Annotated in this window: 9 protein-coding genes; 7 read left to right on the top strand and 2 right to left on the bottom strand. The window is 67.8% G+C overall.

Annotated features, from left to right (window positions below; genetic code table 11):
- Nucleotides 1–89: 89 nt before the first annotated feature.
- Nucleotides 90–590 carry a flavin reductase family protein gene (locus tag BLO63_RS17555; RefSeq protein ID WP_091443283.1) on the bottom strand — a complete coding sequence of 167 codons (501 nt, stop codon included), beginning with the start codon at nucleotides 588–590 and terminating at the stop codon, nucleotides 90–92.
- Nucleotides 591–930: 340 nt separating this feature from the next.
- On the opposite strand from BLO63_RS17555, the gene BLO63_RS17550 reads away from it, so the two are divergent.
- Nucleotides 931–2418, top strand: a complete 1488-nt coding sequence (locus tag BLO63_RS17550; RefSeq protein ID WP_091443280.1) for an aldehyde dehydrogenase family protein — start codon at nucleotides 931–933, stop codon at nucleotides 2416–2418.
- A gap of 13 nt (nucleotides 2419–2431) precedes the next feature.
- Here the strand turns inward: BLO63_RS17550 and BLO63_RS17545 are convergent, their stop codons facing one another.
- Entirely contained in the window at nucleotides 2432–3610 is a 1179-nt protein-coding gene (locus BLO63_RS17545) for an MFS transporter (RefSeq protein WP_091443277.1), read from the bottom strand.
- A 348-nt stretch (nucleotides 3611–3958) separates the two neighbouring features.
- On the opposite strand from BLO63_RS17545, the gene BLO63_RS17540 reads away from it, so the two are divergent.
- The 6 genes from BLO63_RS17540 (at nucleotide 3959) to BLO63_RS17515 (ending at nucleotide 12172) form a co-directional block, all read left to right on the top strand.
- Complete coding sequence (locus tag BLO63_RS17540; RefSeq protein ID WP_091443275.1) at nucleotides 3959–4321, top strand: RidA family protein; 363 nt, start codon at nucleotides 3959–3961, stop codon at nucleotides 4319–4321.
- Between the two features lie 411 nt (nucleotides 4322–4732).
- On the top strand, nucleotides 4733–6007 hold the full coding sequence (locus BLO63_RS17535; RefSeq protein WP_091443273.1) for an NAD(P)/FAD-dependent oxidoreductase: 1275 nt from the start codon (nucleotides 4733–4735) through the stop codon (nucleotides 6005–6007).
- Nucleotides 6008–6180: 173 nt separating this feature from the next.
- Nucleotides 6181–7290, top strand: a complete 1110-nt coding sequence (locus BLO63_RS17530) for an LLM class flavin-dependent oxidoreductase (protein ID WP_091443270.1) — start codon at nucleotides 6181–6183, stop codon at nucleotides 7288–7290.
- A gap of 19 nt (nucleotides 7291–7309) precedes the next feature.
- Nucleotides 7310–8578: a D-arabinono-1,4-lactone oxidase gene (locus BLO63_RS17525; protein ID WP_091443267.1), complete on the top strand. Its 1269-nt coding sequence runs from the start codon at nucleotides 7310–7312 to the stop codon at nucleotides 8576–8578.
- A gap of 134 nt (nucleotides 8579–8712) precedes the next feature.
- The gene (locus tag BLO63_RS17520; RefSeq protein ID WP_091443265.1) at nucleotides 8713–10761 is read left to right on the top strand and encodes a sigma-54-dependent Fis family transcriptional regulator; all 2049 of its coding nucleotides are present in this window, start codon (nucleotides 8713–8715) and stop codon (nucleotides 10759–10761) included.
- A 307-nt stretch (nucleotides 10762–11068) separates the two neighbouring features.
- The gene (locus BLO63_RS17515; RefSeq protein WP_091443262.1) at nucleotides 11069–12172 is read left to right on the top strand and encodes an ABC transporter substrate-binding protein; all 1104 of its coding nucleotides are present in this window, start codon (nucleotides 11069–11071) and stop codon (nucleotides 12170–12172) included.
- The last annotated feature ends 14 nt before the right edge of the window (nucleotides 12173–12186 follow it).

Below are 12186 nucleotides of genomic sequence, written 5' to 3'. Positions count from 1 at the left end.
CCTTCGCCATGCGCCATCTTGCGCCCGGCACAGCCTGTGGACGCCGCAGCGCCTAAAGCGTCCGGGCGCGCCAGCCCGTCGTGCCCGCGCTACAGCGTCCGGGCACGCGAGCCCAACGTGTCGAACTGCCCGCCGGCATAGATCAGCGGGTGCAGCGGCCCCTCCGGCAGATGGAGCGCGACCACCCGGCCGAGAAAGATGCTGTGGCTGTGGACGCTCACCGTTTCCGCCAGTTCGCAGTCGAAGCTCGCCAGCGCGCCCATCAGCGCCGGTGCCCCAGTGGCAAGCGCCCGCCATTCATGGGTGCTGAACCGCAGATGCCGGTGCGCCGAGGAGGCGAACACCTTGGCGAGCTCCAGATCCGGCTCGGCCAGCAGGTTGACGCAGAAACTGCGCGAAGCGCCGATCACGTCGTGGCAGGACACGTTGCGATTGACGCAGACCAGCAGCGTTGGCGTCGGATCGACCGCCACCGAGGTGACGGAGGTCGCGACAAAGCCGTGCGGCTGCCCGTTCTCCATGGTGGTGATAACGGACACGCCGGCGGCGAGGCGCCGCATGCCCTGTTTGAAATCTGTCGGGTCGATCATGGCGAACTCCACCTCGCGGCGCGCCTTGGCCGCATCGTGGAGGCAACCGCAAGCCGCGTGCCAGCCGCGCGGCTGCCCGTTTGTCCTGACTTTGCCGGCAAAATCCCCGTCCGCCGCCCGCCCGTCAGGCGCCGTGCTGCGACAGATGTCGCTGTTCTGAGACGGGTGCGCCGCGCCATGCCGGCCGCGTGAACTGCCTTCCAGCGCTACCAAAACCCAGTGACGCCAATGCCTTCCCCGCCGGCACCCGCCCGCGCGGCCCCCGCCCGCGCCGCCGACCACCGCTGGCACGGGCCTTGCGGCATCGCCCGCATCCCTGATCGTTGCCGAAAGCCCTGACATGACCCTCACCGTGAACCCCATTGCCGACATCATCGCTCCCCTGCCGAAGGGGCTGCTGATCGACGGCCAGTTCGTCCCGGCGCTCTCGGGCAAGACCTTCAAGACCTTCAACCCCGCCACCGGCGAGGTGCTGGCAGAGGTCGCCGAGGGCGACGTCGTCGATATCGACCTGGCCGTGGCCGCCGCGCGCCGCGCCTTCACCGGGCCGTGGAGCCGTTTCACCCCGTTCCAGCGCCAGCAGTGCCTGCTGCGCTTCGCTGATCTGGTGGAGAAGCACTTCGACACGCTGGCGCTGATCGACGTGCTTGATATGGGCGCGCCGATCTCCGCCATGCAGGCCCGCCGCCAGCGCGCGATCGGCCTGCCGCGGTTCTATGCCGGCATGTGCACCGTCATTGCGGGCGGCACCCTGCCCAATTCCCTGCCCGGCGAGGTGTTCACCTACACGCTGAAGGAGCCGGTCGGCGTGGTCGGCGCCATCACGCCGTGGAACGCGCCGCTGACCTCGACCCTCTGGAAGATGGGCCCTGTGCTCGCCACCGGCTGCACCATGGTGCTCAAGCCTGCCGAGGACTCCCCGCTCACTGCGCTGCGGCTCGGGCAATTGCTGCTGGAAGCCGGCGTGCCGGCCGGCGTCGTCAACATCGTGCCCGGCTTCGGTCCGACCGCCGGCGACGCGCTCGCCCGGCACAGCGATGTCGACAAGGTCGCCTTCACTGGCTCGGACCTCACCGGCCGCAAGATCGTCGAGGCCTCGAAGACCAATCTCAAACGGGTGACGCTTGAACTGGGCGGCAAGTCGCCCGACATCATCTTCGCCGATTGCGACATGGAGGCCGCCGTCGCCGGGGCCGCCATGGGCGTGTTCGCCAATAGCGGGCAGATCTGCGTCGCCGGCACAAGGCTGCTGGTCGAGCGCCCGATCTATGAGGAATTCGTCGCCCGCGTTTCCGCCTATGCCCGCGCGCTCAAGGTCGGCAATGGCCTCGATCCGGCGACGCAGATAGGCCCGATCGTCAATGCCCGGCAGCTGGAGCGCATCACCTCCTATATGGAGATCGGCATCAGTGAGGGCGTCACCGCAGCGGCGGGCGGCCGGCGCCTCACCGAGGGCGCGCTGAAGAACGGCTATTTCTTCGAGCCGACCGTGCTGTCCGGCGTCAGCAACGCCATGCGGATCGCCCAGGAGGAAATCTTCGGCCCGGTCGCCGCCGCCATCCCCTTCGACACGCCGGAAGAGGCGGCCGCCATCGCCAATGACACGCCCTTCGGCCTCGGTGGCGGGGTGTGGACGACCAACCTCTCCACCGCCCACCGCATGGCGAAGGCGATCCGCGCCGGCACGGTCTGGGTCAACACTTATGGGGGGCTCGACCCGGTGGTGCCCTTCGGCGGCTACAAGGCGAGCGGCTATGGCCGCGAATCCGGCACCGAGCACCTCGACGCCTATCTGGAGACCAAATCCGTGGTGATGAAGCTGGCCTAGGCCCGTTCTGCCTTCAATGGCGCACGGCACGCGGAATGACCGCGCGCACCGCCACGACGATCACCAGCGCGCCGACGGTCAGCATCATGAAGGCGGCGCGCAGATCCAGCGCATGGGCGACGAAGCCGATCAGCGGCGGGCCGAACAGCCCGCCGCCATAGGCGATCGTCACCGTCATGGCGATGCCGGCATTGGGCGGAATGCCGGGCATGCGCCCGCTCAGCGAGAACAGGATCGGCACCAGATTGGCGATGCCGAGCCCGGCAATGGCGAAGCCCGGCAGCGTCGCCAGCGTGGTCGGGGCGAAGACGATCAGCGCCACGCCGGCAAAGGCGATGGCGGCGGAAATCTGGATCGTCGTCACCGCTCCCAGCGCGCGGGTGGCGCGGTCGCCCAGCAGCCGGCCGGTGGTCATCGCGACCGAGAAGGCGGCGACGCCCGACGCCGCCAGCGCCGGGGCGGCGCCCATCGCCTGCACCAGATAGAGCGCGCCCCAGTCGATCAGCGCCAGCTCGATGACGAAGGCCAGCACGGTCAGCACGCCGATCCCCGCCATGGTGCGGTTGGGCAGGCGGAACACCGAGGTGTCGGCCGCCTCGCGCACATGGTGCTCCGGTAGCCAGAGCCAGGGCATCGCCGCCAGCGCCAGCAGCACCAGCCCCGCGCTGGCCAGGCCCATCCCGAGCGGGGGAGCGAAGCCGAAGCCGATCAGCGTGCCGCCGGCCAGCGCCCCGGCGACGGTGCCAAGGCTGAAGAAGGCATGCGCCGAGGACATGATCGGCCGCCCGAGTTCGCGCTCCAGCGCCGAGACATGCGAGTTCATGCACACATCGAGAAAGCCGAAGCACAGGCCGAACACCGCCGCCGCCAGCGCCAGCAGCGGCAGGGTGACGCCGAGCGCCGGGCCGAAGCTTGCGGCGGCGAAGGCGAGGCCGGCCAGCGCCCCGGCGCGCAGCGGGCCAAGCCGCGGGCGCAGGAATCCCGCCGCCGGCATGCCGCACAGGCAGCCCAGCGAGACGCACATCAGCACCAGCCCGATCTGCGCGTCGTCGAGCCCGGCGCGGGCCTTGAGGATGGGGATATAGGTCGCCCACAGCGTCAGCCCGCAGCCGCCGACGAAGAAAATGGCACTCACGGCCACGCGCGAGGCGAACAGCGCACGCCGTTCAGCCGCGACCGACAACTCACTCATGCGTCTTCCCAACACCCCGTCCGGCCGAAAGGCCGCCACTGCGGCGGGCCTTGGGCACGATGCGTGCCAGCGCGCCCGTGCCCCGGCGTGTCATCGCCCGCCCGGCCGCCGCGAGCAAGGGGCATGGCGACGAGGCCCCGGACGGCGACGCAGGGCGGGGCCGTGTCTCACCCGGTGTCGCAGCCGCGCGCCGGTCTCACAGCCCGTGTCTCATCCCGTATCCCGGCGCGCCGCATGCTTCCGGCAAAACCTTGCACGCGCGGCGATCGCGCGTCTGGCACGGCCATTGCGCTGGGCGGGCCGGGCGCGCCGACGCGTCCTTTCTCTTCGTCCAGCTTCAGGGTTGCCATGAAGTCCGATCACTCCATCCAGCGCCTTTCCTCCACTGGCCGGCTCGCGCGTGCCGTCGTGCATGCCGGCACGGTCTATCTCGCCGGTGTCGTCGCCCGGGAGAAGACGCCCGATGTCGCCGCCCAGACCGCCGACGTGCTTGCGCAGATTGACGCGCTTCTCGCCGATGCCGGCACCGACCGCAGCCGGCTGCTGCGCGTCACCATCTGGCTGCACGACATCGGCGATTTCGATGCGATGAACGCGGTGTGGGACGGCTGGGTCGATGCCGCCAACGCCCCGGCGCGCGCCACGGTGGAATCCCGCCTCGCCGGGGAGGGTGCCAACCGCGTGGAGATGATGGCCACCGCCGCGCTGTGAACCACCAGCGACCCGTAGCCGTATACCCGTGATGCGCGCCCGAGACGGGTGCCATCCGGGCTGTCGGTGGCGTCGCTAGCGCCTCTCCGACGGCGGCGCCAGCGAGGGGAGCTCCCACCCCGGTCCCGCCTCTCGCTGGCGCTCGACGCCCCCTGCCGGCCGCCATCCGCCGCGCGACCCCACGTCTCACGCCTGAGACGTTGCTGTCTCAGCTGTGAGAAAAAATCGAAGTTTATTTTTCATCTATACTTGGATCGATCAAGCTTTTATCTAATCGGTATCGTATCCGTTTTCCATTGCGTGGCTCGGCGTAGATGTCAGCGCGCGTCGCAGGCCGCTTCCCGGCGGCTTCCGCGCGCGCTTCATCACCCCCGGCGAATGCCGCGCCGGTTCATCAAGGCGGCCTGAACCATGACATCTTACCTGAAGCCCGGCAGCGCACGCACCGTTGCCGTCATCGGCGGCGGCGCGGTCGGCGTCGCCACCGCCAGCTTCCTCCTGCGCGAGGGGCACGACGTGGTGCTGGTCGAGCGCGGCGGCATCGGCGAGGGCGCCTCCTTCGGCAATGCCGGCGTGCTCGCCCCCTCCTCGGTGGTGCCGATGTCGATGCCCGGCACGCTGATGAAGGTGCCGGGATATCTGCTCGATCCGCTCGGCCCGCTTTCCATCCGCTGGCGCTATCTTCCCACACTGGCGCCCTGGCTCGTCCGCTTCGTCAAGGCTGGCACCAGGGCGCGGGTGGAAGCGCAGGCAAGGGCGCTGAAGCCCCTGCTTGACGATTCCTACAGCGCCTGGCTGCCGCTGGTGCGCCATGCTGGCAATGAGGCGCTGATCCGGCGCGAGGGCTTCCTCGCCGTCTACCGCAGCGAAGCCGATTTCGCCGGCGACGCGATGGGCTACCAGCTGCGCCGCGCCAACGACATCCCCTACGAGGTGCTGCGCGGGCCGGAGCTGTGGGCGTTCGAGCCGGCGATCTCCCGCGACTACACGATCGGCGCGCTGTTCCGCCAATGCGGCCATACGATCAACCCCAACCGGCTGGTGCGGACCGTCGCCGACGCCTTCCAGCGCGATGGCGGGCGCGTCATACAGGCCCGCGCGCTCGGCTTCGCCGTGGAGGGCGGACGGCTCAGGGGCATCGAAACCGATGCCGGCCTCATTCCCGCCCAGGCGGCGGTGGTGGCCTGCGGCGCCCATTCCCGCCCGCTCGCCGCCGGCCTCGGCGATGACGTGCCGCTCGACACCGAGCGCGGCTATCACGTGCTGATCGCCGATCCCGAAACGCTGCCGGCGCGGCCGATCCTCGACGCCAGCGCCAAATTCGTCTCGACGCCGATGGAAACCGGGCTGCGCATGGCCGGCACGGTGGAGTTCGCCGGGCTGGAGGCGCCGCCGGACTGGAAGCGGGCGGCGCATCTGCTCACCCTCGGCCGGCGGCTGTTTCCCGGGCTCGCCCCGCACCACCCGGAAGCGCGGGTGTCGCGCTGGATGGGCTTCCGCCCCTCCATGCCGGATTCGCTGCCCGTCATTGGCCGGGCCAGCGCCTGCGCGGAGGTGGTCTATGCCTTCGGCCATGGCCATGTCGGCCTCGCCTCCGCCGCCCGCACCGGCATGGCGGTGGCCGACCTCGTCGCCGGGCGCCCGCCCGCCTTCGATCTCGCCCCCTTCGCCGCCACGCGGTTCTGAGAGCGGGGATTCGCAGCCGCGCGCCGGCTTTCTCCGCAATGAGACAGGCCGGCGCCGGGGTGGCGGGTTCATCGTGAAGAGTGGTTCTAAATCAGAGGTTTAAGTCTCTGGCACGGGCCTTGCCGAAGGGTGCTTTGCCGGCACGTTGCCGGTCGCAGTCAAGGGAGACCGTCGTGCTGCTTTCCTTCTTCATGATGCCGCTTCATTCGGTCAACAGGCATTATCCCACCGCCCTGGCCGAGGATATCGAGGCCTTCAAGCTGGCGGACGAGCTGGGCTTCGAGGAAGCGTGGATCGGCGAGCATTATTCGGCGGAGATCGAGCAGATTTCCTCGCCGCTGATGTTCCTGGCGCATATGGCGCCGCAGACCAAGCGCATCAAGCTCGGCACCGGCGTGCTGCCGCTGCCGCTCTATCACCCTGTGATGGCGGCCTCGCATGTCGCGCTGCTGGACCATCTCGCGCCCGGCCGGCTGCTGCTGGGCATCGGCACCGGCGGCCTCGGCTCGGATTTCGAGGTGTTCGGCATGGAGGATGCCGACCGTAATGCGATGATGCTCGATTCCATTGCCATCATGAAGAAGATCTGGGCCTCCGATCCGCCCTATGACATCGAGGGCAAATTCTGGAACGTGAAGCTTTCCAAGAGCTACTGGCCGGACCTTGGCGTCGGCATCCTGCCGAAGACGCTGACCAAGCCGCACCCCCCGCTGGCGGTCTCGGTGTCGAGCCCCTATTCCGGCTCGATGCGCGTCGCTGCGCGCAACGATTTTATGCCGATCTCAGCCAATTTCGTCGCCTCCTGGGTAGTGAAGACCCATTGGGAAACCTATTGCGACGAACTCGCCAAGCTCGGCAAGACGCCGGATGGCTCGAAATGGCGCGTCGCCCGCTCAATCCATGTCGCCGACACCGATGAGGAGGCCGAGCGCGTGGTTAAGAAGGCCGGCGGCGCCTATGACTGGTACTATGACTATATGTTCCAGGTGTATCAGCGCATGGGCGCGGCGGGCCTGCTCGCCCCCTTCCGCGACACCGATCCCGCCACCATCACGCCGCAGATGGTGCGCGATCATTTCGTCATTTACGGCAGCCCGGAGACGGTGGCGCGCAAGATCCTCGCCCTGCGCGAGGAGGTCGGCCCGTTTGGCACGCTGATGATGACCTCGCATGAATGGGAGGACAAGCCGGCCATGCGCCGCTCGATGGAACTGCTTGCCAGGCGCGTGATGCCCATCGTCAATGCGGCGCTCGGCGAGAATCTGCCGGCGATCGCCGTCTGAAACGTTGGAGAGAACGAAGATGTCGAGCGCGGATACGGCCGGGCTGCTGCAGCCCGGAAAACTCTGGTGGAACTGGTTTGGCGAGCAGTATTTCGTGCCGCGCTACACCGCCCGTCCGACCAGCGAGGAGGAAGTCTGCGCCATCGTCAGAGAGGCGCGCAGGCTCGGCTTGCCGGTCCGCGCCAGCGGCGCCGGCCATTCCAACCCGGCCATCGTGCCGACGCCGGGCGTGCATATCGACTTCGACGCCTTCAATCAGGTGGTCTCGGTCGACCGGGAGAAGCTGCAGGTCACGGTGCGCCCGGGCCTGCGCGTCAGCGCGCTGACCAAGTATCTGCGCGAACAGGGCATGTCACTTAACAACCAGGGCGACATTGACCGTCAGGCGGTGATCGGCGCGCTGATGACTGGCACCCATGGCGCCGGCAAGACGCTGGCCTGCATGTCGACCCAGCTGATCGGCGCCCGCATTGTCACGGCGGAGGGCGAGCTGCGCGACCTCACCGCTGCCGATGGCGAGCTGTTCAAGGCGTTCCGCACCTCCATCGGGATGTTCGGGCTGGTGGTGTCGCTGACGCTCCAGGCGGTGCCGTCCTACAACATCCACAAGCGCTCCTGGAACACCAACACCGAGGACTGCCTCAGTAACCTGCATGCGCTGCTGGAGGCGAACCGCACCTTCTGGTTCTTCTGGCTGCCGCGGAAGGAATCGGCCGATCTCTATGAGCTGCCGGGCGGCGCGGTGCCTTCGAAGACGACGCGCGACTTCGATTTCTGCCACATGCGGACCTACAACCCGGTGCCGGTGGCCGATCCGGCGCCGGAACTGGGGCCGGGGGAGGAGTTCGACCATTCCTCCATCATCTACCCCAATGACTACGTGCCGAATTTCCGCGAGATCGAATACGCCGTACCCTTCGGCCGCTTCGAGGAGTGCTTCGCCGAAGTGCGGCACATGTTCCAGACGAAGTATCCGGAGGCGGTCTATCCCGTCGAGTGCCGGGCGGTGAAGGGCGACGACACCTATCTTTCCGCCTATGCGGAGCGCGACGGCTATGCCCTGTCCATTTCCGGCCCGCTCGAGGAGGCGAGCTGGGCCATGCTGCGCGACGCCGATGCCATTCTCGATCGCTATGACGGGCGCCCGCACTGGGGCAAGCACCATTTCATGACGCCGGAGCGGCTGGAGCGGCTCTACCCGAAATACGACGCCTTCAAGCGGCTGCGCCGGGAGATGGACCCGGACGGGGTCTTCCTCAACGACCACCTGCGCATGCTCTTCGCCTGAGTGAAGGGCCGGCTCTGCCGGCCCTTCTTCGTTTCCGCGCCGAGTGAGGAGGAAGCGGGTTGACGATTAAACTTTGTGCTGCGCACAATTTAAGCGAGGGCTTATCAGGCGGGGGCTCGGAACCGGAGGCGGCGATGCTGGATTTGCGCAGCCATGTCGCGCGCATCGTGTCGAGTGCGAACCAGCTTGCGCCTGCCAGCGGCGATTTCCAGGCGCCCCGCGCCGCCGATTCCATGGCCGCCTCCTGGCGGCGCTGCATGGATGGCTACCGCTTCGATCCCGGCGCCAAGTTCCGCATCGAGGCGGTGAGCGATGCCGAGCTGAAGCGGCAATGCGAGGCCAATGACGAACTGATCCACTATGCCCGCCCGGAAATCGACGCCCTGTTCGGCGCCGTTTCGGTGTCCGGCTTCTCCATCAGCCTCGGCAATGTCGATGGCTACATCATCACCGAGCGCGCCAATTACCATCCCGACTATTACAGCGAGGTCGAGCGGCCTGGCACCGCCTGGGCCGAGCCTTCCGCCGGCACCAATGCCATCGGCACCTGTCTGGTCGAGCGCCGGCCGGTGGGGGTGCTCACCAATGACCATTTCTTCTACGAATTCTCCGCGCTCTCCTGCGCCAGCGCGCCTTTGTTCGGCCCGGATGCCGAGCTTATCGGCGCCATCAACATCTCGATCCGCAATCCCGAATTGCAGCGCGAGACGCTGAAAGTGGTGCTCGGCCTGTCCTCCAGCCTCGCCGACCGCATCGGCGAGCGCATGTTCCGCCAGGCCTTCCGCCGCTGCTTCATTCTGAAGTTCGCCATCGGCGCGGTCGATCACGGGCTGATCGCGGTGGACGGCGACTTTCAGCTGGTCGGGCTCAACCACGCCGCCCGCGACATGCTGCGCGACCGCATCCAGCTTGCCCGCGTGCGCAGCCTGTGGGCGGTGTTCGAGCGCGACCACCGCCTCGCCGACCTGTCCCGGCTCGGCGGCACCGAGCTAACGCTGCATCTGCAGAAGGGTGGCGATGCCATCTCCGTCTCGCTCAGCGGGCCGCTGGAAGCGCCGGCACCGACGGCTGGCGCCGGCCACCGTTTCGCCGGAGCCGCCCCGGTCGCCGAGGCCCGCCCCCGCCCGGCGCCCGCCCCTGCGGCGCTGCCGCCCCGCGCGGCGCCGCGCGTGCTCACCCTTGACGATTGCGCCGGCGGCGATGCCCGCATGGCGGCCAATGTGCGCCTCGTGCGGCGCGTGCTCGGTGGCTCGCTGCCGATCCTGCTGCTCGGCGAAACCGGTGTCGGCAAGGACGCCTTCGCCCGCGCCATCCATGAGGAAAGCCCGCGCCGGGCTGCGCCCTTCGTCGCCTTCAACTGCGCCTCCGTGCCGGACACGCTGATCGACAGCGAATTGTTCGGTTATGGCAGCGGCGCCTTCACCGGCGCTCGGCGCGAGGGCAATGCGGGCCGGCTGGTGGAGGCCGATGGCGGCACGCTGTTCCTCGACGAGATCGGCGACATGCCGGTCAGCCAGCAGACAAGGCTGCTGCATGTGCTCGAATCCGGCGAGGTCACGCCGCTGGGCACGGGCAAGCCGCGCCGGGTCGATTTGCAGGTGATCGCCGCCACCAACCAGAACCTGGAAGCCCAGGTCGCCCGCGGCCAGTTCCGGCAGGACCTTTACTACCGGCTCGCCGGCGCGGTGATCGACATTCCCGCCCTGCGCGCGCGCAGCGACCGGCGGGCGTTGATCGAAAACGTGCTGGCCAGCCTCGATGCCGGGCGCGGGCTCACTCTGTCGCCGGAAGCGCTCGCCCTGCTCATGGCGCATGACTGGCCGGGCAATGTGCGCGAGCTGCGCCACGCACTCAACCGCGCCGTCCATCTCTGCGAAGGCACGGTGCTGGGCCCCGCCGACATCGCCATCCGTCCGGCCGTCCCGGCGGCGGGCCTGGCCGCGCCGCCGGTCCCACCGGCGCCCGGCGCCGTCATGGCCGGCGCCGTCGTGCCAGGCGAGACGGGCGAAGACAGGACCGCCGAGGCCGGCAGCGCTCGCCACGCCATCGCCTGCGCCGAGCGCGACGCCATCGTCGCCACACTGGCGCGCTGTGGCGGTAATGTGAAGGCCGCCGCCGCCGCGCTGCAGCTGAGCCGCGCCACGCTGTACCGCAAGCTCCAGCGCTACCGCATCGTGAGCTGAGCCGCCCCGCCGTGTCGCTGGCGGCTGTCGCGCTGTTGCGACAGCCGCCGGCTCATCCTTGAAACAGCGCCGCCTTCGCGCGATCCTGTCTCACGGTTGCGTCGCGATGCGACACTGTCGCAATAATGAGTGGTATTTCGTCTCCATCAGCCGGCAACATAGGCGAAATAGCCTCTTTTAAGCTTTGTATCAGCTATTCAAAGCCACCATAAATTTGGAATCATCTTCAAAGATTAGGACAAATCCGGATGGCACGAGAGTTGCCGAACCGGATGTCGGCCGCAAAGGCCGAACACAGGGGAAAAAAATGACCTTCCATACTGGAGAGTGGGCGCCGTCGCGGCGCAACGTCATGAAGGGCATGGGCGCGGCCGTCGCCACGCTGGCCGCCCCCGGCGTTCTGCGCCGGGCCTATGCGCAGGAGCCGATCGTGCTGCTGACCTGGGAAACCTATCACGATCCCGCCTGGTGCCAGGAATGGAGCGCGGCCAATGGCGTCGAGGTGAAGCCGGTGGTTATCGGCTCGGTCGACGAGCTGTTTTCGCAGCCTTTCTCCGGCGCCGTGCAGCCGGATGTGATGTATATCGAGACCGGCTCGCTGCCGCGCTTCAAGGAAGCGGGGCTGATCGTGCCGTTCGACACCGCCAAGGTGCCGAACATCGCGAACATCACCCCCAATCTCGCTTGGAAGAAATATACCGATGTGGGCGGCGAGGTCGTCGCCGTGCCCTATAATTGGGGCACCCAACCGCTGATGTACAATGCCGACGCGATGGCCGCCCCGGACAGCTGGAGGGCGCTGTGGGACGAGAAATATCGCGGCAAGGTCAACATCTTCGACGATTGCACCATCTGCTTTCCGATGATCGCGCTCTCGGTCGGCGCCAAGGACCCGTTCAACCTCACGGACGCTGATTTCGCCGCCTGCGAGGAGGCGCTGCGCACGCTGCGCCCCCAGATCCGTACCATTGCCCGCGGCTTCGACGATGCCGTCACCATCTATGCCGCCGGCGAGGCGCTTCTCGGCTACTGCCAGAACATCGCGGTCGTCACCTCGCTACAGGACAAGGGCAAGAACTTCGCCTATTCGCTGCCTAAGGAGGGCACGCCCACCTGGATCGATTGCACCGGCGTTTCGAAGAAGGGCGACCGCGACATCGTCTACAAGTTCATCAACGACAATCTCTCGACCAAGTGGCAGGCCCGATTCATTGAGGCCTCGACCAATAATGGCGTGCTCGACCTTGCCGAAGCCAAGGCCGGCGGCGTGAGCGAAGCGACGCTCAAGCGCACCAACATTCCCGATTCGCAGGCCGGCGACTTCTGGGAAAAGCTGGTGATCCTGCAGAAGCCGGAAGATTTCGAGCGGCGCCTGCAGATCTGGAACGACTTCAAGGCCGGCACGCTTTGACGCGCGCCTGCTGA

It is taken from the genome of Ancylobacter rudongensis (genome assembly GCF_900100155.1).
GTDB lineage: Bacteria > Pseudomonadota > Alphaproteobacteria > Rhizobiales > Xanthobacteraceae > Ancylobacter > Ancylobacter rudongensis.
This window is presented reverse-complemented; position numbering and strand designations above follow the sequence as displayed.

Coding starts and splice junctions, on each gene's coding strand:
- BLO63_RS17520 (WP_091443265.1), top strand. CDS start 8,713: ATGCTGGATTTGCGCAGCCATGTCGCGCGCATCGTGTCGAGTGCGAAC.
- BLO63_RS17525 (WP_091443267.1), top strand. CDS start 7,310: ATGTCGAGCGCGGATACGGCCGGGCTGCTGCAGCCCGGAAAACTCTGG.
- BLO63_RS17545 (WP_091443277.1), bottom strand. CDS start 3,610: ATGAGTGAGTTGTCGGTCGCGGCTGAACGGCGTGCGCTGTTCGCCTCG.
- BLO63_RS17555 (WP_091443283.1), bottom strand. CDS start 590: ATGATCGACCCGACAGATTTCAAACAGGGCATGCGGCGCCTCGCCGCC.
- BLO63_RS17535 (WP_091443273.1), top strand. CDS start 4,733: ATGACATCTTACCTGAAGCCCGGCAGCGCACGCACCGTTGCCGTCATC.
- BLO63_RS17540 (WP_091443275.1), top strand. CDS start 3,959: ATGAAGTCCGATCACTCCATCCAGCGCCTTTCCTCCACTGGCCGGCTC.
- BLO63_RS17515 (WP_091443262.1), top strand. CDS start 11,069: ATGACCTTCCATACTGGAGAGTGGGCGCCGTCGCGGCGCAACGTCATG.
- BLO63_RS17550 (WP_091443280.1), top strand. CDS start 931: ATGACCCTCACCGTGAACCCCATTGCCGACATCATCGCTCCCCTGCCG.